This is a genomic window from Paenirhodobacter sp. CAU 1674, assembly GCF_029222945.1.
In the GTDB taxonomy this organism is placed as follows: Bacteria; Pseudomonadota; Alphaproteobacteria; order Rhodobacterales; family Rhodobacteraceae; genus Rhodobacter.
In genome coordinates, this window is sequence record NZ_JARHUH010000006.1 from 251187 (window position 1) to 269530 (window position 18344).

16 protein-coding genes are annotated in these 18344 nt (G+C 64.3%); 6 read left to right on the forward strand and 10 right to left on the reverse strand.

From position 1 onward, the window contains the following. Positions 1 to 5: 5 nt before the first annotated feature. The 10 genes from cobA to P2G62_RS10855 all read right to left on the reverse strand — a co-directional run bounded on the left by cobA (position 6) and on the right by P2G62_RS10855 (position 12990). Entirely contained in the window at positions 6 to 746 is a 741-nt protein-coding gene (gene cobA, locus P2G62_RS10810; protein ID WP_275734910.1) for a uroporphyrinogen-III C-methyltransferase, read from the reverse strand. Then, a complete protein-coding gene (locus P2G62_RS10815; RefSeq protein WP_275734911.1) occupies positions 743 to 3412 on the reverse strand; it encodes a nitrate reductase in 2670 nt (889 codons plus the stop codon). Before P2G62_RS10815 ends, cobA begins: the two co-directional genes overlap by 4 nt. Further along, positions 3412 to 3744: a nitrite reductase small subunit NirD gene (gene nirD, locus P2G62_RS10820; RefSeq protein WP_275734912.1), complete on the reverse strand. Its 333-nt coding sequence runs from the start codon at positions 3742 to 3744 to the stop codon at positions 3412 to 3414. Before nirD ends, P2G62_RS10815 begins: the two co-directional genes overlap by 1 nt. After that, positions 3741 to 6185 carry a nitrite reductase large subunit NirB gene (gene nirB / locus P2G62_RS10825; RefSeq protein ID WP_275734913.1) on the reverse strand — a complete coding sequence of 815 codons (2445 nt, stop codon included), beginning with the start codon at positions 6183 to 6185 and terminating at the stop codon, positions 3741 to 3743. The genes nirD and nirB overlap by 4 nt, the downstream gene beginning before the upstream one ends. Continuing rightward, complete coding sequence (locus P2G62_RS10830; RefSeq protein WP_275734914.1) at positions 6185 to 7849, reverse strand: ABC transporter ATP-binding protein; 1665 nt, start codon at positions 7847 to 7849, stop codon at positions 6185 to 6187. The genes nirB and P2G62_RS10830 overlap by 1 nt, the downstream gene beginning before the upstream one ends. Before the next feature lie 5 nt (positions 7850 to 7854). Next, positions 7855 to 8946, reverse strand: coding sequence for an ABC transporter permease (locus P2G62_RS10835; RefSeq protein ID WP_275734915.1), 1092 nt, complete (start codon positions 8944 to 8946; stop codon positions 7855 to 7857). Between the two features lie 59 nt (positions 8947 to 9005). After that, positions 9006 to 10352, reverse strand: coding sequence for a CmpA/NrtA family ABC transporter substrate-binding protein (locus P2G62_RS10840; protein ID WP_275734916.1), 1347 nt, complete (start codon positions 10350 to 10352; stop codon positions 9006 to 9008). Positions 10353 to 10617: 265 nt separating this feature from the next. Then, positions 10618 to 11799 carry a CmpA/NrtA family ABC transporter substrate-binding protein gene (locus P2G62_RS10845; protein WP_275734917.1) on the reverse strand — a complete coding sequence of 394 codons (1182 nt, stop codon included), beginning with the start codon at positions 11797 to 11799 and terminating at the stop codon, positions 10618 to 10620. Then, positions 11796 to 12380 carry an ANTAR domain-containing protein gene (locus tag P2G62_RS10850; protein ID WP_275734918.1) on the reverse strand — a complete coding sequence of 195 codons (585 nt, stop codon included), beginning with the start codon at positions 12378 to 12380 and terminating at the stop codon, positions 11796 to 11798. The genes P2G62_RS10845 and P2G62_RS10850 overlap by 4 nt, the downstream gene beginning before the upstream one ends. A 145-nt stretch (positions 12381 to 12525) precedes the next feature. Next, positions 12526 to 12990 carry a MarR family winged helix-turn-helix transcriptional regulator gene (locus P2G62_RS10855; protein ID WP_275734919.1) on the reverse strand — a complete coding sequence of 155 codons (465 nt, stop codon included), beginning with the start codon at positions 12988 to 12990 and terminating at the stop codon, positions 12526 to 12528. A 163-nt stretch (positions 12991 to 13153) separates the two neighbouring features. Here P2G62_RS10855 and P2G62_RS10860 point away from each other — a divergent pair, with 163 nt between their 5' ends. From P2G62_RS10860 to P2G62_RS10885, 6 genes are read left to right on the forward strand one after another with little or no spacing between them, the layout of a single operon-like run. Continuing rightward, the gene (locus tag P2G62_RS10860; RefSeq protein WP_275734920.1) at positions 13154 to 14191 is read left to right on the forward strand and encodes a cupin domain-containing protein; all 1038 of its coding nucleotides are present in this window, start codon (positions 13154 to 13156) and stop codon (positions 14189 to 14191) included. Beyond that, positions 14188 to 14886, forward strand: a complete 699-nt coding sequence (locus tag P2G62_RS10865; RefSeq protein WP_275734921.1) for a fumarylacetoacetate hydrolase family protein — start codon at positions 14188 to 14190, stop codon at positions 14884 to 14886. The genes P2G62_RS10860 and P2G62_RS10865 overlap by 4 nt, the downstream gene beginning before the upstream one ends. Next, complete coding sequence (maiA, locus tag P2G62_RS10870; protein WP_275734922.1) at positions 14883 to 15530, forward strand: maleylacetoacetate isomerase; 648 nt, start codon at positions 14883 to 14885, stop codon at positions 15528 to 15530. Before P2G62_RS10865 ends, maiA begins: the two co-directional genes overlap by 4 nt. Before the next feature lie 42 nt (positions 15531 to 15572). Continuing rightward, entirely contained in the window at positions 15573 to 16556 is a 984-nt protein-coding gene (locus tag P2G62_RS10875; protein WP_275734923.1) for a TRAP transporter substrate-binding protein, read from the forward strand. Then, positions 16553 to 17044: a TRAP transporter small permease subunit gene (locus P2G62_RS10880; RefSeq protein ID WP_275734924.1), complete on the forward strand. Its 492-nt coding sequence runs from the start codon at positions 16553 to 16555 to the stop codon at positions 17042 to 17044. Before P2G62_RS10875 ends, P2G62_RS10880 begins: the two co-directional genes overlap by 4 nt. Continuing rightward, entirely contained in the window at positions 17041 to 18303 is a 1263-nt protein-coding gene (locus P2G62_RS10885) for a TRAP transporter large permease (RefSeq protein ID WP_275734925.1), read from the forward strand. Before P2G62_RS10880 ends, P2G62_RS10885 begins: the two co-directional genes overlap by 4 nt. The last annotated feature ends 41 nt before the right edge of the window (positions 18304 to 18344 follow it).

Here is an 18344-nt window from a genome sequence, read left to right on the forward strand (position 1 = left end):
CGCGCTTACTCGGCGGCCAGAAGCTGCGCGGCGCCCGCTTGTTTTGGCCAGCGTAGAAACAGGATTGCCGGATTGCTGATCCGGCCTGCACGCATCGCGTCGGGCAGCTGGGCCAGGGTCGTGGTCACGGTGCGTTCGCGCGGGCTTGCCGCTTCGGAAACGGCCTGCACCTCCAGGGTCGAGGGTACGCCCGCGGCCAGCAGCGCGGCACGCATGTCCCCCGCCGCCCGCACCGCCATATACAAGGCCAGAACGGTGCCCGGGCGGATCAGGGCCGCCCAGTCGGGGGCGGGATCGCCGGGTTTGCAGGTGCCGGTGGCAATGACCAGATGATCCGTTTCCCCACGTTCGGTCAGGGCACGCCCGAGGCTCACGGCGGCCGCGCTGGCCGCGGTGACCCCGGGGATCAGTTCGACCGGGATGCCGGCGGCACGGGCTGCGCTCATCTCTTCGGTTGCCCGCCCGAAAATCCCGGGGTCACCGGATTTCAGCCGCACGACATGCTTGCCCCGCAAGGCGGCGGCGACGATCACATCATTGATCCGCTCCTGCGGCCAGGTATGCGCACCGACATGTTTGCCGACAAAGATCAGCTCTGCCCCGGGGTGCGCCATGGCTATCACCTCGGGGTCGATCAGCCGATCGTAAAAAACCACATCGGCCGCCTGCAGGCAGCTTAGCGCGCGCAGCGTCAGCAGATCGGCCGCGCCGGGGCCTGCGCCCACAAGGCTGATCCGGCCGGTCATTGCGCCGCCTCGGGTAGACGAAACCGGGTAATCAGCGTGGCAAGTTCGGGACGGCACGATCCGCAAGATGTGCCCGCCCCCAAGGCCTCGCCCAGGGCCTGAACGCTCAACGCCCGCCCGCTTTCGATTGCATCGCGGATCTGGTTCAGCCCGACATTGAGGCAGGCACAGACCGTTGGTCCCGGATCGGGCGCATCCGCGCCGGGGCGTCCGGCCAGAACGGCAGGCGCATTTTCGGTGCCGACCCTGGCCACGATATGGGTGCGCGACAGGGCGACGGGCGTGGGCCCGACGAACAGTGCGGCCAGCAGAACACCGCCTTGATGAAAGGCGATCCGCGCCGATCCGCGCGCAGTGTCGATTACGGTCGCGACCTCGGCGTCGGGCAGATCGAACATTGCGCGGGCATAGGCGACCCAATCGTCCGGCTGCTCGGCCCCGGCCAGTTCCATCCGCCAGCCGGTGGTGGTGCGGACCCGCGTCCAATAGGGCGCATCGGGCTGCGGCTGCATGCCACCCGAGACGGCGAAGCCGAACCAGCCGGCGGCAAAGCGTTCCAGCGCGACGACCGAAGCTTTGCTTTCGGGCTGACCAGAGACCGGGTCGGTTTCGGCCCGAACCAGCGCGTCGATCCGCGCGGCTGCGGCGGTTTCACCTGTCCAATGCATCGGCGCAAAGACCTCGCCCATCCGCACCGTGTCGGAAATCATCACGCGCAGGATCGCCTTGCCCTGGGGGCTGCGCACGGCCACCAAATCGGCGGCCTCAAGCCCCAGTGCGGCGGCGTCCCGCGGGTGAATTTCGAGATAGGGTTCGCCCAGATGTTGGTTCAGTCGCGGCGATTTGGCGGTGCGCGTCATCGTGTGCCACTGGTCGCGTGTCCGCCCGGTGTTCAGACGAAACGGATATTCGGCCGAGGCTTGGCTGACCGGCGGGCGCGGCATGACGGGCAGCATTCGCCCCTTGCCATCGGGTGTATGGAATACCCCATCCGCAAAGAACCGCCCGCCCGATTTGCGCGCGTTGCGGGGCCAGACGAAGGGCTCCAGCGCGGCATAGTCCTGCGCGGTGATACCTGCCAGATCGGAGATGTCGAAATCGACCCCCATGCCGCCGCCCACACCGGAAAGGGCCGCATATTCGGCGAATACTTCGGCGGCGGAACCCCAACTGAATGCCTCGGCCCAGCCCATTCGTTGGGCGACATCGGCCAGAATGTCCCAATCGTGCCGGGCCTGCCCGGGGATCGGAAGAATGCGGCGCTGACGCGAGATCGTGCGGTCGGAGTTGGTGACCGTGCCTTCCTTTTCGGCCCATGCGGTTGCAGGCAACAGCACATCGGCCAGCCGCGCGGTATCGGTCTGATCGGTCACATCGCTGACCACGACGAAATCGCATCCCTGCAGGGCGCTGCGCACGGCATCGGCATCGGGCATCGACACGGCGGGATTGGTGTGGATGATCCAGATCGCCTTGATCTTGCCTTCGCCCACGGCGCGGAACATGTCGACGGCCTTCAGGCCGGCGGTTTCGGCAATGGCCGGGCTGTTCCAGAAGGCCTGAACGGCGCCGCGATGCGCAGGATTTTCAATATCCATGTGGCAGGCCAGCATATTGGCCAGGCCGCCGACTTCGCGACCGCCCATCGCATTGGGCTGCCCGGTTACGGAAAACGGCCCCATTCCCGGCTGTCCGATCCGGCCGGTTGCCAGATGGCAGTTCACAATCGCATTCACCTTGTCGGTGCCCGACGAGCTTTGGTTGATACCCTGGCTGTAAACAGTCACGACTTTCGGGGTATTTACCCACAGATCACAAAATTCTGAAATTTCAGAATCAGACAGTCCGCAAAACGTCGGGTCCGATGCGCGGGCGGCAGAAAGTGCCTCGTCGAAACCGTTCACATGGGTCAGGAAGTCGTGGTCAAGCGCACCACGCTCGGCGATGGCAACAAGCAAGGCGTTGAACAGCGCCGCATCCCCGCCGCAGGAAACGCGCAGATGCAGATCGGCAATGTCGCAGGTTGCGGTGCGGCGCGGGTCGATGACCACAACACGCATTTCGGGACGCGCCGCCTTGGCCGCGACCAGCCGTTGATACAGCACCGGATGGCACCATGCGAGGTTGGAGCCGGTCAGCACCACCAGATCGGCCGTCTCCAGATCCTCGTAAAGCCCCGGCACGGTGTCGGTGCCGAAGGCCCGGCGATGCCCCGCCACGGAAGAGGCCATGCACAGCCGCGAATTGGTGTCGATATTGCCGCAACCGATGAAGCCCTTCATCAGCTTGTTCGCGACATAGTAATCCTCGGTCAGCAACTGCCCCGAGACATAGAGCGCGACGGACCCCGGCCCATGATCGCGGATCGCGGCGCTGAACTTCGCAGCAACCAGATCCAGCGCCTCGTCCCAATCGGTATTGCGGTCCCCGATCCGTGGGGTCAGCAGGCGATCCTCCATCCCCAGGGTTTCGGCCAGGGCGGTTCCCTTGGAACACAGCCGCCCATAGTTCGCCGGGTGATCGGGGTCGCCCTTGACGACGACACCGCCTGCCGCATCGCGCCCGATCAGCACCCCGCAACCGACCCCGCAATAAGGGCAGGTCGAGCGCGTCATCGACGCGGGATCGGGGCGGGCGGGGCGGACACGGGCAGGACGGGCATTCATCAGGCGGCACTCCGTGCGGAAAGGCGGGTGGCATCCAACAGCACGCGGCCGTTCTCGATACGGGCGGGATAGGTGTTCACCTGGCCCTCATCGGCGCCCTGCGCCGCACCCGAGGACATGTCGAACACCCAGTTGTGCAGCGGGCAGGCCACCGAATGACCATGCACGATCCCTTCGGACAGCGGCCCGCCCTTGTGCGGGCAGCGGTCATCCAGTGCAAAGACCTGATCGTCCAGCGTGCGGAACACCGCAACGCAGCCCTGCGCCGTCTTCACCACACGCGCGCCTTGTGCGGGAATATCCTCCAGCGCGCCAATATCGACCCAGCTCATTCTGCTGCCTCCTTGGTGAAATCCGCAATCGGGGCCCATTTCGCCCGTTCGGAAGGTTTCGCATGTTCGGCCCAGGGGTCGGTGCGATAGATCGACTGCGAGAGTTCGAACCGCGCGGCCAGCGCCTTGCGATTTGCCAAGTCGTCGACCACCTGCGCCTTGCACCAGTCGAGCCCGACCTTCGCCACCCATTTGTAGATGCGATGCAGGTAGCGCGCGTTTTCGCGGTAAAGCTGGGTGAAGGCCGCCACGATCTCCATCACCTCTTCTTCGGTGGCGACGGTGCACAGCAGTTCGGTTTCCTTCAGGTCCATGCCCGCCGCGCCCGCGACCCCGATCTGATAACCGCTGTCCACGCAGACGATGCCGATATCCTTGCAGGTCGCTTCGGCGCAGTTGCGCGGGCAGCCGGTGACCGCGAGTTTCAGCTTGTGCGGCGTCCAGGACCCCCAGAGCATTTTCTCGAGCTTGATCCCAAGGCCGGTCGAATCCTGCGTGCCGAAGCGGCAGAATTCGGTGCCGACGCAGGTTTTCACCGTGCGCAGACCCTTGGTATAGGCATGCCCCGATACCATCCCCGCCGCGTTCAGATCGGCCCACATCGCGGGCAGGTCCTCTTTCTTGACACCCAGCAGGTCGATCCGCTGCCCGCCGGTCATCTTGACCATCGGCACGTCGTATTTCTCGGCCGCGTCGGCAATCGCGCGCAGTTCGGCGGGCGTGGTGACGCCGCCCCACATCCGCGGCACGACGCTATAGGTGCCGTCCTTCTGGATGTTGGCGTGGTTGCGTTCGTTCACGAAACGCGACTGGCGGTCGTCCTTATACTCCAGCGGCCAGTCGGCCAGCAGGTAATAGTTCAGTGCCGGGCGGCACGAGGGGCAGCCATCGGGGGTTTTCCAGCCCAGTTCCTGCATCACCGCGGGCATCGACTTCAGCTGTTGCGATTTGATCAGGCGGCGCACGTCTTCATGGGTGTGATCGGTGCATTTGCACATCGGCTGCACGGTGGGCATGACGAAAGCGTCACCCATCGTGACCGCCATCACCTGTTCGACCAGCCCGGTGCAGGTGCCGCACGAGGCCGAGGCCTTGGTCGTGGCCTTGATCGCATCCAGTGTGGTGGCGCCGGCCTCGATCGCCGCGACGATTTTTCCTTTGCAAACGCCGTTGCAGCCACAGATTTCCGCCTCAGGCGGCAAGGCTGCAACGGCCGCCAGAGGGTCCGACGAGGCCCCCCCCTGGAAGCCCGGGCCAAAGATCAGCGTGTCGCGCATGTCCGACACATCGGCGCCGTCCTTGATAAGGCCGAAGAACCAGTTGCTGTCGGCGGTATCGCCATACATCACCGCGCCGATCAGCTTGTTATCTTGCAAGATCAGGCGCTTATAGACACCGCGGCCGGGGTCGCGGAACACGATGTCCTCGCGGCCTTCGCCATCGGAAAAATCGCCCGCCGAGAACAGGTCGCAGCCGGTAACCTTGAGCTTGGTCGAAACTTCGCGCGTGACATAGGTCGCGGCGTCGCCCTGCAGGGTTTTCGCCAGAACCTTGGCCTGGTCATACAGCGGCGCGACAAGGCCAAAGATCTGGCCGTCATGTTCGATGCATTCGCCCAGGGCCAGGATGTCGGGGTCCGAGGTGACCATGCCGTCATCGACCTGAATGCCGCGGCCCACCGCCAGACCGGCCTCGGCGGCCAGTTTGGTGTTGGGGCGGATGCCCACGGCCATCACCAGAATATCGCAGGGCAGTTCGGTGCCGTCTTTCAGGCGCAGCGCCGTGACGTGGCCATCCTCGCCCAGGATCTGTTCGGAATTGGCCTCGCACAGAACGGTGATGCCCCGGTCTTCCAGCGCCTTTTTCAGCAGGTAGCCCGCCGAAGGGTCCAGCTGGCGTTCCATCAGGTGCCCCATGATATGCACCACGGTCACATCCATGCCGCGCAGCTTCAGCCCCGCCGCCGCCTCGAGCCCCAGCAGACCGCCGCCGATCACCACCGCGCGGGCGCCGGGTTTCGCCGCCGCCTCGATCATCGCATTGGTGTCTTCCAGGTCGCGATAGGCCAGCACGCCTTTCAGGTCGTGCCCTGGCATCGGAATGATGAACGGGGTCGAGCCGGTGGCGACGATCAGCTTGTCATAGGCGACATCGCCGTTTTCGCCATGCACCACCTTGGCGGCGCGGTCGATCGACACAACCTTTTCGCCAAAGCGGCAGGTTACGCCATGTTCGGCATACCAGGCATCGTCATGGGTGACGATTTCCTCATAGGTTTTTTCGCCCGACAGCACCGGGCTCAGCATGATGCGGTTGTAGTTTCCGCGCGGTTCGGCGTTGAACAGCGTGACATCCCAGGCGCCGGGCGCCTCTTCGAACAGGTGCTCCAGCGCACGGCCAGAGGCCATGCCGGCACCGATAACGACAAGCTTCTGTGCCATTATGCTGCGTCCTTCTTGTGCGCGCCGTGTTCGTATTCCTCAAGGAAATCCAACACTTCCTGGCGATAGTGGTAATAATCGGGGTGATCGAGCAGCGCCTTGCGGGTGCGCGGGCGCGGCAGCTTGACTTCGGTGATTTTGCCGATGGTGGCGCGGGGGCCGTTGGTCATCATCACCACACGGTCGGCCAGCAGGATCGCCTCGTCCACGTCATGGGTGACGCAGACGGCGGTCACGTTGGTGCGCGACCAGACCTCCATCAGCACCTCTTGCAACTCCCAGCGGGTCAGGCTGTCGAGCATGCCGAAGGGTTCATCCAGCAGCAGCAGTTTTGGGCTGAGCGCGAAGGCCCGCGCAATGCCCACCCGCTGGCGCATGCCGTTCGACATGTCGCTGGCGGGCTTGTCCATGCTGTCGGCAAGGCCCACGCGTTCAAGGTAGTATTCCACCACCTCCTGCCGTTCGGCCTGCGTGGCCTTGGGGTAAACCTTGTCGACCCCGATCGCGACGTTTTCCTTGGCGGTCAGCCAGGGGAACAGGTTCGGCGACTGGAACACCACGGCGCGTTCCGGGTCGGCCCCTTCGACGTGAACACCGTCAAGCTTGATCGCCCCTTTCGAGATCGCGTTCAGCCCGGCCGTCATCGTCAGCACGGTGGATTTGCCACAACCGGAATGGCCGATCAGGCTGATGAACTCGCCCTTCTTCATGGTCAGGTTGAAATCCTCGACCACGGTCAGCGGGCCTTTCGGCGTGGGATAGATCTTGTGCAGCTGCGAGAACTGCAGATACCGCTCATCCGCAAAACCCTGTGCCGCCGAGGCGTCGGCATAGGCCTTGGGCATCGCATGGCGCGGGGTCACGTCGGGCAGGCGGCGGGTTTCCTCGGCCTTGCCCTGAATGCCCACATCCATCAGATAGCTGGTCACCGCGGCGCGCAGATGCATGAACTGCGGGTCCTCGTTCATGGCAGACCGGTCGCGCGGGCGCGCCAGATCGACCTTGAAGGTTTCGCCCAGGGTGCCGTCGGGGTTGAGGCAGACGATGCGGTCAGCCAGAACCAGCGCTTCGTCGACATCGTTGGTGATCAGGATCGCGGTGCGGCGGTCGGCTTCCCAGATCGCCTCGATCTCGCTGGCGACATTGGCCCGGGTCAGCGCGTCCAGCGCCGACAGCGGCTCGTCCATCAGCAAAACCTCGGGCTGCATCGCCAGCGCCCGCGCCACGGCGACCCGCTGGCGCATGCCCCCCGACAATTCGGCCGGGCGGCGATCGACGGCATGGCTGAGGCCCACCATCTTGATGCAGTTGGCCACGATCGCGGCGCGCTCATCCTTGGTCTTCTTGCTATGCACCGCCTCGACGGCCAGGGCAATATTGCCCTCGACGGTCAGCCACGGCATCAGCGCGTAGGATTGAAACACCAGCCCACGGTCGGGGCCCGGCCCGGTGACCGGGGCGCCCTTGAACAGCACCTCGCCGCGATCGGGCAGTTCCAGCCCCGCGATCAGGTTGATCAGCGTGGTCTTGCCGGTGCCGGAAAAGCCCAGCACCACCAGGAATTCGCCCTCTTCCACGCTCAGCGAGATGTTCTTCAGAACATGGGTGGCGGTGTCGCCCTCGCCAAAGCTTTTCGACACATTCTTGAGTTCGATGAAGGACATGGCGATCACCGGTTGTTCGAGAAGGTGAACAGCGACTGCAGCGCGAACATCACCCGATCCAGCAGGAAGCCGATGATGCCGATGGTGAACACCGCCACCATGATCCGCGCCAGCGATTGGCTGGAACCGTTCTGGAACTCATCCCAGACGAATTTGCCAAGGCCCGGGTTCTGCGCCAGCATCTCGGCGGCGATCAGCACCATCCAGCCCACGCCGAGGCTCAGACGCAGCCCGGTGAAGATCAGCGGCAGCGCCGAGGGCAGCACGAGGCGGGTGATCTTTTTCCACGGCCCGAGCTTCAGCACCTTCGAGACGTTGACCAGATCCTTGTCGATCGAGGCCACGCCAAGCGCGGTGTTGATCAGCGTCGGCCACAGCGAGCACAGCGTGACCGTGATGGCCGAGATCAGGAAGGATTTCGAAAACATCCCGTCGCCCGTGGCATAGGCGGCCGAAACGATCATCGTCACGATCGGCAGCCAGGCCAGCGGCGAGACCGGCTTGAACACCTGCACCAGCGGGTTGATCGCGGCATTGGCGGTGGGCGACAGGCCCGACACGATGCCCAGCGGCACGGCCACGGCAGTGCCCACGAGGAAGCCGAAGAACACGGTTTTGATCGAGGTCCAGATCTGCTGATAATAGGTCGGCTTGCCGGTATAGGCGCGAGTTTTCACCTTGTCGGCCTTGCCCTCGGCGATCAGCTGCGCGTTGCGGTCGTCCTGACGGGCGTAGAATTCGGCCTCTTTCTGCTTTTCGGCCAGCGCGTCCTGATGCAGCACGCCGACCTGTTCCCAGACCTGCGCCGGACCGGGAATCGCGCCGAGCGAGGTTTGCACCATCGGCGCCAGCGCACCCCAGGCGGCCAGGAAGGCGACGATGGCCAGAACCGGCACGCCCAGCAGCTGCCAGATGGATTTGAGCTGCGCGCGCGGGGTGTCGCCAGCGACGAGGCGCAGGATCGGGGTCAGCCAGGGCAGGCCGAGTACCTTGAACCAGCCGTCAAGCTTGGCGATGCGGGCAAACCGTTTGGCCCGGCGGTCGTCGCGCGCCTTGGCCTGGGCGGCGCTGGTGGCAGTGGGGTCAATTGCGGTCATTTTTCTATCCTGGCTGGTCATTTGCTGGGGTGGGGCGCCGATCCGGCGCCCCGGGTCGATCACTGGCCGACGGTTTCGTCGCCCTTCAGGCCAATGGTCAGGCTGTCGAGATAGGCGTTGGGGGTTTTGCCGTCGTAGGCCACGCCGTCGATGATGTCGGCCGCAGGCGTCGGCGCGCGATAGCCATCTTCGTCGAAATCGAACTCCGAGGCCGGGATCGTGCCGTCGTCGATCAGCGATTGCGCGGCGGCTTTATAGATCTCGGGCTTGTAGACCGATTTCGCGGTTTCATCATACCAGGCATCGTCATGCGCTTCGGCGATCTGGCCCCAACGGCGCATCTGGGTCAGATACCACACCGCATCCGAGTAGTAGGGGAAGGTCGCGTTATAGCGGAAGAACACGTTGAAATCGGGCACGTCGCGCTTGTCACCGGCTTCATATTCGAACGTGCCGGTCATCGAGTTGGCGATCACCGCCGCATCGGCACCGACATATTCGGGGCGCGACAGGATCTCGACTGCTTCGGCGCGGTTGGCGTTGTTGTCTGCATCCAGCCATTGCGCGGCACGGATCAGCGCGCGGGTCAGCGCCAGCGTGGTGTTCGGGTTTTCCTCGGCGAAGGCCTCGGTGATGCCAAAGACTTTCTCGGGGTTGTTCTTCCAGATCTCGTAGTCGGTCACGACCGGCACACCGATACCCTTGAACACGGCGGCCTGGTTCCACGGCTCGCCCACGCAATAGCCGTAGATCGTGCCGGCCTCCAGGGTGGCGGGCATCTGCGGCGGCGGGGTCACCGACAGCAGCGCATCGGCGCCGATCTGGCCCGACACGTCATCGGGGCTGTAAAGGCCCGGGTTGATGCCGCCCGCGGCCAGCCAGTAGCGCAGTTCGTAGTTGTGGGTCGAGACCGGGAACACCATGCCCATGTTGAACGGCTTGCCCTCGGCCTTGAACTTCTCGATCACCGGCTTCAGGGCGGCGGCGCTGATCGGGTGCTTGATCTTGCCGTCGGCGTCGGTTTCCAGATTGGGCTTCATCATTTCCCAGACCTCGTTCGACACGGTGATGCCGTTGCCGTTCAGGTCCATCGAGAAGGGGGTGATGACATGGCCCTTGGTGCCGTAACCGATGGTCGCGGCGATCGGCTGACCGGCCAGCATATGCGCGCCGTCCAGCTCGCCCGCGATCACCCGGTCCAGCAGAACCTTCCAGTTCGACTGCGCTTCCAGCGTGACATACAGCCCTTCGTCTTCGAAGAAGTGCTTTTCCTTGGCAATCGCCAGCGGCGCCATGTCCGTCAGCTTGATGAAGCCCAGCGTCAGTTCGTCTTTCTCGACGTCAAACGCCAGTGCCGGGGTGGCCAGAAAGGCCGTGGTGGCGAGAAGCGCAGCAATCCGTTTCATATCGTCCCTGTCCCTGATGTGCCCTTTGCGGGGGCTGAAAATGAAAAAAGCCGCTCAATCGGTCACTGCGGGAGGATGCAGTAACGGATCGAACGGCTTTGTTCGGGGCCCCCATCATCGGGGGTTCCGCGCTGTGAGACATCGTTGCCCCTTGCGCTTGAATTCAGAAATGCGCGGCGTTCAGCCTCGCGTCAATCGGTCGGTGGCGGCAAGTTGGGTGCTGCGGCGGAATTTTCGCAGGTGCAGCATTTTTCTGCCCGGTTTTTCATCGCTGCACTGCGGCGGGGTCAAAAATCCGGCGGTCGAAAAATTCGTCTGCAGGGAGAATCATGCGGCCACGTTCGGAGGCGACAGCCGTCGGGGCATGCAGGGCGCCTTCCAGTTTCTCGGAGGCGCCGGGCAAATCCGCCCCGGCATTGCGCAGATGCAGCCGATACAGGTCGGCGCGGAAAACCTGGCCTGCCGCCTGTGCCGCCTGCACCGGATCGAGCCCGTTGCGCAGCGCCAGATGGGCGCCGATCCAGGCCGCCTGCGACCGCCAGGGAAAGGTTGCCGCCCCCGAGAAAAACTCGATCAGGCCGGGCACGTCACGTTCTTCGCCGCGTTGCGAGATGATCATGCGTCCTGACAGCGCGCGGTCGATGATCTCGGCTGAAATCGGCAGCCGGTCAGGGCCGGACAGGATGTCGGACACCAGAAAGCGGTTCTCGGGCGCGCCAAGCCAGCGGCAGGCACGCCAGATCGCCCGCATCAGCCGACCGGCGAGATCGGGGTTGTCATCGGCCCAGCCCCGGCGCACCGCCAGCACCTTTTCCGGTGCGAAAGCCCAGATCGCCGTGCCCGGCAACAGCAATGTACCCACGCCCTGCTCGACCGAGTGCGAGCCCCAGGGTTCGCCCACGGCGAAGGCGTCGATCTCGTCGGCCTTCAGTGCGGCGGCCATCAGCGGCGGTGGCACCGTGCGGATCTCCAGGGTTTCGGGCAGCGGCTGGCCCAGGTTTTCCAGCCAGTAATGCACCAGCTCGGCATGCATCGAGAACGGGAAGGGCACGCCGATCCGCAGCCGCCCGCCCGCAGCCGCCAGCAGGGCCTGCCCGGCGCGATACGCGTCGGCGAAGTCAAAACCGAACCCGGCGGCGCGCATCTTCTCGGCCAGCGGTTGCGAGACGCCGATCACATCGCCATTGGCATTGAGCAGTTGCAGCGCGTCGAATTGCGCGGGGTTGCCACCCAGCCCCAGCGCGCCGGCCACCGGCACAGGCGCCAGCATCTGCGCCGCCTCGACCGCGCCCATTGCCAGCATATCGCGCAGCGCGGACCATGACGGCGCGGGGTGCAGGCTAAGATGCAGCCCTTCCTGTTCGGCAAAGCCCAGCGTATCTGCGATGAACAGCGGCGCCGCATCGACCAGCGGAATATAGCCCAGGCGCAAGGACCGACCGTTCATTTCAGCAACTCCGCGGCGGTCACCAGCGCCTGCGCCACATCGGCCAGTTTCTTGCCCTGCGCCATGGCCGTCTTGCGCAGCAGCGCATAGGCGGCGTCCTCGTCGATATTGCGCGCCCGCATCAGCAGGCCCTTGGCGCGGTCGATGACCTTGCGTTCTTCCAGCGCGCGTCGGGTTGCGGCCAGTTCGGCGCGCATCTTCTGCACCATCTGGAACCGCGCGATCGCCGCATCGAGGATCGGCTTGATCCGCTCGGGGCGCAGCCCGTCGACGACATAGGCTGACACCCCCGCCTCGATGGCGGCCTGAGTCATGCCGCCATCGGTGCGGTCGACGAACATCGCGACGGGCCGATCCATCGGTGACGTCGCCAGCGTCAGTTCCTCCAGCACATCGCGGGATGGCGACGCTAGGTCGATCAGCACCAGATCGGGATTGCGTTCGGCAATCCGGCGCGCCAGCCCGGTTTCGTCGCCGATAACCACAACGTCATGCGCCCCTGCTTCGCGCAGACCGTCAACGATCATCAGGGCGCGTTCGCGATCTTTTTCGACAACAACGATGGAAAGCGGTCGGGTCATGCTGGCCTCTGTTTCCATCGGCCTGCGCGCGGGCACGCGGCTTGACAAGTCGAGCCTGTCGCGTGGGCCATAGCGGGCGACAGGACCCCGCACAAATGCACATATCGAAGTCGTTTCGCCCTTAATTTGAGCGATTGCGAAACCCTCAGGCGTCATCTCCGCTTTGCGGCGCCCGGCTCAGGGCATTGCCGGCCTCGACCACCTTGGACATCAGCGCGATCAGCGTTTCGCGTTCGCTTTGGGTCAGGCCGACCAGAATATCCGTCTGAAATGCTTCGACTTTCGGTTCAAGTGTCTGCATCAGGGCCTCGGCCTCGGGGGTCAGGGTCAACACCCGGGCGCGCCGGTCCTTCGGGCTGACGGCGCGTTCCACCAGTTTTTTCGCCACCAGCCGGTCGACCACCCCGCCAATCGTCACCCGGTCATAGGCGACCAGCCCGGCAAGCGTTGCCTGATCGACCCCGGGATGGGCGCGAATCGCGGCCAGCGAGGCGAATTGCACCGGCGTGATCTCTTCGCCGATCCGGGCCATCCGCTCTGTGAAGATCGCGGTGGAAATCTGATGCAGGCGCCGGATGATGTGACCCGGCATGCGGTGAACGGAAACCATCAGAGCCGCCTTTCCCCAAGTTTTACAGATAGATAACAGAGCATGTTGAAATATGGCAAGCATGCTTTCCATACGCATGCAACGTATTTGTTGACGGATATAAGTTAATAAGCATACTACCTAATACATGTTTGAAATCGAACTTTGCTGAAGGGAGGAAGCAATGTCCGAGGTTTTGGGCACGCTCGAGGAGCTGCCGCTGGACTACCGTGCCGATATGACCGCTGCCGGTGTCGCGCCGCTCTGGCCGATGATGCGCAATGTGTTGCCCCATGGCGCGCCGCATCCGGTGACGCAGCCGGGCCACTGGGCGTTTGAGGCGCTGCGCCCCCTGCTGTTGCGTGCAGGCGAACTGACCCCCGTCGAGAAGGCCGAGCGCCGTGTTCTGGTGCTGTCCGATCCCGGCCGTGGCACGGGGGCGATGCAGGCCACCGCCTCTATCTACATCGGGATGCAACTTCTGTTGCCGGGCGAAACCGCGCCGGCGCATCGTCACACGGCCTCGGCCGTGCGGATCATCGTCGAGGGCAAAGGCGGGTTCACCGTTGTCGATGGTGAAAAGCTGCCGATGGAAGAGGGCGATCTGGTGCTGACGCCTGCGGGTGAATGGCATGACCATGGCCACGAAGGGACCGAGCCGGTGATCTGGCTGGATGCGCTGGACCTGCCGGTTCTGTATACCATGGAAGGCTCCTACGCCGAAGAAGCGCCGCTGCAGGCGCAACGCAACCGCCCCGATGCAAGCCAGGTCGAATATCTGTCCGCCGGTCTGGCCCCCGCGCGCAAACTGGGCGCGCAGACCCGCCGCTATCCGATGATGCGTTTTCCCTGGGCGCGCACCGAACAGGCCCTGCGTGAAATGGCGAAATGGGCGGGCGATGCCCCGGTCGAGATGGACTATGTGAACCCCGAAACCGGCGGTGACATCCTTCCGATCATGGGCTTCACCGCGATCATGTTGCGCAAGGGTGAAAAGCTGTCGCCCGATCTGACCTCGGCCTCGGCGGTGTTCCATGTCATCCGCGGCAAGGGCCGCAGCACGATCAACGGCGCCGAGGTGAGCTGGCGCGCAAAAGACACGTTCTCGGCCCCCGTCTTTGCTGCCATTGATCATGTCGCGGAGGAAGAAAGCTTCCTGATCCGCATCCACGACCGCCCGATGCAGGAAAAGCTGGGCTATTATGAGGAACGCAAACGGTGAGTGATCTACTGTTTCCCGCCAATCAGGTGAAAACCGTGCCGGTGCAGGGCGAAACCGCCCTCTATCCGGTCAACCGGATCTTCTGCGTTGGCCGCAACTATGCCGAGCACGCCAAGGAAATGGGTGTCGAAGTCGACCGCGAGGCCCCGTTCTACTTCACCAAGTCCCCCTCGACGATCGAACCCACGGGCGCGACGCAGCCCTATCCGCCGGGGACCGAAAACTACCATTACGAAATGGAACTGGTGATCGCCATCGGCAAGCCGGTGTTCAAGGCCGATCTGGCCGAGGCGAAAGCCGCGATCTACGGCTATGCCGCCGGGCTCGACATGACGCGCCGCGATCTGCAACTGGCGGCGCGGGCGAAGCAGCGCCCGTGGGATACCGGCAAGGATGTCGAACGGTCCGCCGTGATCGCACCGATCACCAAGGCCGCCGACATGGCCGAAATCGGCCCGCAGCGCATTTCACTGAGCGTGAATGGTGTGGTCAAGCAAGATGCGCATCTGGCCGATCTGGTCTGGTCGGTTGCCGAACTCGTCAGCCACCTGTCGGGGCTGTATCATCTGGCGCCGGGCGATCTGATCTATACCGGCACGCCCGCGGGTGTGGGGGCCGTGGTCGCGGGTGACGTAATCGAAGGGGCGATCGACGGGCTGGCGCCGGTCCGCCTGGCGATCGGGGCGGCTGAATGATCCGTTTTCACGGGTATTTCCGCAGCTCATCCGCCTATCGCTGCCGGATCGCCTTTGGCCTGAAGGGGGTGGCGTATGACTTCACCTCGGTCCATCTGCGCAAAGACGGGGGTCAGCAAAAGACCCCCGCCTACCGCGCGCTGAACCCGCAGGCGCTGGTGCCTACACTGGAAAGCGGCGATCTGCGGCTGACGCAATCGCTGGCGATCATCGAATGGCTGGATGAAACGCACCCCGGGCCGCGCCTGCTGCCCGAGGATGCCGATTTGCGCGCGCAGGTGCGCGCCTTCGCGCAGGTCATCGCCTGTGACATCCACCCGCTGCAGAACCTGCGCGTGCTGGATTACCTGAAGGCCGAATTCGGTGCCGATCAGGCCGTGCTCGACGCCTGGTGCCAGCGCTGGATCACCGAAGGTCTGGCCGCCTGCGAGGCGCTGCTGGCTGCGCGTGCCCCCAGCACCTTCTGTTTTGGGGACAGCCCCGGCTTGGCCGATATCTGCCTTGTGCCGCAGGTGTTTTCTGCCGCCCGCTTCGGCGCCGATCTGTCGGCCATGCCCCGCATCCGCGCGATTGCCGAGGCCTGCGAGGCCGTGCCCGCCTTTGCGCAGGCCCATCCGAAACGCCAACCCGACTGGGAGGCGTAACGAATTTTCAGGGAGGACGTCATGTTTCAGGGAGGAAAAATCATGACAATTGCACAACTTGGCCGCCGCCTGACCCTGGCGGCAGTGATGACCGCCGCCGCCATCGCCGCCGAAGCGCGCGAATTGCGGATGGGGGTGATCACCCCGCCCAGCCACGTCTGGACCAAGGTCGCCAACCGCATCGCCGAAAAACTGCCCGAGGCGACCGGCGGCAGCCTGACGCTGGCGGTGTTTCCGGCCGGTCAGCTGGGATCAGAGCAGGAAATGTTCCAGCAGCTTTCGACCGGCCTGCTGGACAGCGGCCTGATGACCGCCGCGATCACCAGCCTGCGCGCGCCCTCGATGCAGGGTTGGTTCACGCCCTATCTGTTCAAGGACGTGTCCGCCGCCATCGCCGCCGCCAATACGTCCGCCGCGCAGGACATGCTGGCTGAACTGGACGCCGCCGGTCTGCATGGCATGGGTTATACCTTCGCCGGCATGCGCCACATCCTGATGAAGGACGCGCCGGCGATGACCACCGCCGATCTGGCGAACAAGAAGATCCGCATCGTGCCGTTCCCGGCGATGAAGGTCTGGTGGGGCGCCGTGGGCGCGGTCCCGACGCCGGTCAACCTGACCGAAGTCTATCAGGCGCTGCAGACCGGGTTGCTGGATGGCATCGACATAGACCTTGATGCACTGGTTGGTCTGAAATTTCAGGAAGTTGCGAAAGGGCTGACGATCACCAACCACATGGCCTTCCCGTCGGTGATGATGGTGTCGGACATGACGTGGAATGGCCTGACGCCAGAGGAACAGACCGCGTTCCAGGCCGTCGTGGATGAGGCGCTGGCCTGGGGTTCGGCCCAGCAGGTCGAGGCAGAGGCTGCCAACCTTGCCAGCCTGCAGGCGGAAATGACCGTCGAGGTGATGACTGACGGCGCCACGGCCTTTGCCGATGCGAATGCCGCGGTGGCCGACAGTTTCGCCGGCAATGCCCTGATCGCGCAATTTCAGGCGCAAGTGGCGGAGCAACAAAAGTGAGCTTCCTGCCAACCCTTTCGGGGGCGCTGGTCCGGCTTGAACGCTGGGCCAGCAGGCTTCTGGTGCTGGGCTTCGTGGGGCTGATCGTGACCAACGTCGCCATGCGGTATGCACTGGGTCGCCCCATGGTCTTTGCCGAGGAACTGGCGGCGATCTTGCTGGTCTGGCTGGCGCTGGTGGCGATTTCCATCTCGATCCACGACCGTGCGCAGATCGGCGTCACGCTGCTGTCCGAGGCCCTGCCCGGGCAGCTCCGCCGTGGGTTGAGTGTGGTGGTCTGGGCGTTGATTGCCGTGATGCTGGGGATGCTGCTGAAAGCAGGAATCGCCTGGGTGCGTTCGCCCGCGGTCGCGTTCGAGCAGATCATCACCACCGGCTGGGCCAAGGCGCCGTTCTTCACCATCTTCCCGATCTTCTGCCTGACGTCGCTGGTGCATGTGCTGGGCCATCTGGCCACGGGCATTACCGAATGGAGGGATCACGCATGACCGGCCTGTCCTTTCTGGTCCTGATGCTGACCGGCATGCCGATTGCTTTCGTGCTGATCGGGGCGACGCTGGTCTTCGTGTTTCTGGCCGATCGCGCCGCGATTCTGAGCGCGATTCCGCAGATCGCCTTCGGGTCGGTGGAAAACTTCGATCTGCTGGCGATCCCGCTGTTCGTTCTGCTGGGCGAGATTATGAACGAAAGCGGATTGACCAAGCGCATCATCATCGCGGTGCGGGTCTGGCTGACGCGGGTGCCGCATAACCTGGTAATCGTGAACCTGATTTCCAACCTGGCGCTGGCGGCGATCATGGGGTCGGCCACGGCGCAGATGGCGGTGATGAGCCGTGTCGTCGTGCCCGAGATGGAGCGTGACGGCTATGACCGCGGCTATGCGGCGGGTCTTACGGCCTCGGCGGGGCTGCTGGGGCCGATCATTCCGCCCTCGATGATTTTCATCATCTTCGGCGTGATCGCGCAGGTGTCGATCGCCGACATGTTCACCGCGGGGATCGTGCCGGGGATGGTGCTGTTCGTGCTGATCCTGGGGCTGGCGCTGTTTCAGGCCGGGCGTAATCGTGACCCCGGCCACAAGGGCGCACCGCTGCCGCAGGGCTCGAAATGGCGCGCGACGGTGCCGGGGCTGGCCACGATGGCGATTCCGCTGGTGATTGTGGGCGGCATTTCCTTTGGCATCTTCACCCCCACCGAAAGTGCCGCCGTGGCGATCATCGTGGCGCTTTTGTTCGGCGGCGTGGTGTTTCGCGAATTGCCCTGGCGCAGCCTGCCCAAGATCATCGACCGCACGGTGACCAATTCGGCGGTGGTCCTGTTTCTTATCATGGCGGCCAAGATCTTTGGCTGGGTGCTAACCTATAACCAGATCCCGCAGGCGGCGGCCGCCTTCATCGTGTCGCTGACCGATGATCCGATCATCTTCATGCTGCTGATCGTGGCCGCGCTGACGGTGGTGGGGATGTTCCTGGACGGGATCGCCGCGCTGATCATCCTGACGCCGATCTTGCTGCCGGTCGCCACCGGGCAATATGGCATCGACCCGATCCAGTTTGGCGTGGTGATGGCGCTGACGCTGGTGCTGGGGCTGCTGACGCCGCCGGTGGGCACCGGGCTTTATATCGCGGCGGCGCTGTCGAACGTGTCGATCCTGCGGCTGTCCAAACTGGTCGCGCCCTATATCGTCGCGACTTTCCTTGTGATTTTGCTGGTGGTTTTCCTGCCCTGGATGGTGCGGCCCTTCTGACGCCGCGCGCCCTTTCACCCTGATCTGACACACTGGCCCGT

What these genes read in the sequence shown, in the direction of transcription:
- cobA (WP_275734910.1), bottom strand. Translation starts at nt 746, where the DNA reads ATGACCGGCCGGATCAGCCTTGTGGGCGCAGGCCCCGGCGCGGCCGAT.
- P2G62_RS10815 (WP_275734911.1), bottom strand. Translation starts at nt 3,412, where the DNA reads ATGAATGCCCGTCCTGCCCGTGTCCGCCCCGCCCGCCCCGATCCCGCG.
- nirD (WP_275734912.1), bottom strand. Translation starts at nt 3,744, where the DNA reads ATGAGCTGGGTCGATATTGGCGCGCTGGAGGATATTCCCGCACAAGGC.
- nirB (WP_275734913.1), bottom strand. Translation starts at nt 6,185, where the DNA reads ATGGCACAGAAGCTTGTCGTTATCGGTGCCGGCATGGCCTCTGGCCGT.
- P2G62_RS10830 (WP_275734914.1), bottom strand. Translation starts at nt 7,849, where the DNA reads ATGTCCTTCATCGAACTCAAGAATGTGTCGAAAAGCTTTGGCGAGGGC.
- P2G62_RS10835 (WP_275734915.1), bottom strand. Translation starts at nt 8,946, where the DNA reads ATGACCGCAATTGACCCCACTGCCACCAGCGCCGCCCAGGCCAAGGCG.
- P2G62_RS10840 (WP_275734916.1), bottom strand. Translation starts at nt 10,352, where the DNA reads ATGAAACGGATTGCTGCGCTTCTCGCCACCACGGCCTTTCTGGCCACC.
- P2G62_RS10845 (WP_275734917.1), bottom strand. Translation starts at nt 11,799, where the DNA reads ATGAACGGTCGGTCCTTGCGCCTGGGCTATATTCCGCTGGTCGATGCG.
- P2G62_RS10850 (WP_275734918.1), bottom strand. Translation starts at nt 12,380, where the DNA reads ATGACCCGACCGCTTTCCATCGTTGTTGTCGAAAAAGATCGCGAACGC.
- P2G62_RS10855 (WP_275734919.1), bottom strand. Translation starts at nt 12,990, where the DNA reads ATGGTTTCCGTTCACCGCATGCCGGGTCACATCATCCGGCGCCTGCAT.
- P2G62_RS10860 (WP_275734920.1), top strand. Translation starts at nt 13,154, where the DNA reads ATGTCCGAGGTTTTGGGCACGCTCGAGGAGCTGCCGCTGGACTACCGT.
- maiA (WP_275734922.1), top strand. Translation starts at nt 14,883, where the DNA reads ATGATCCGTTTTCACGGGTATTTCCGCAGCTCATCCGCCTATCGCTGC.
- P2G62_RS10875 (WP_275734923.1), top strand. Translation starts at nt 15,573, where the DNA reads ATGACAATTGCACAACTTGGCCGCCGCCTGACCCTGGCGGCAGTGATG.
- P2G62_RS10885 (WP_275734925.1), top strand. Translation starts at nt 17,041, where the DNA reads ATGACCGGCCTGTCCTTTCTGGTCCTGATGCTGACCGGCATGCCGATT.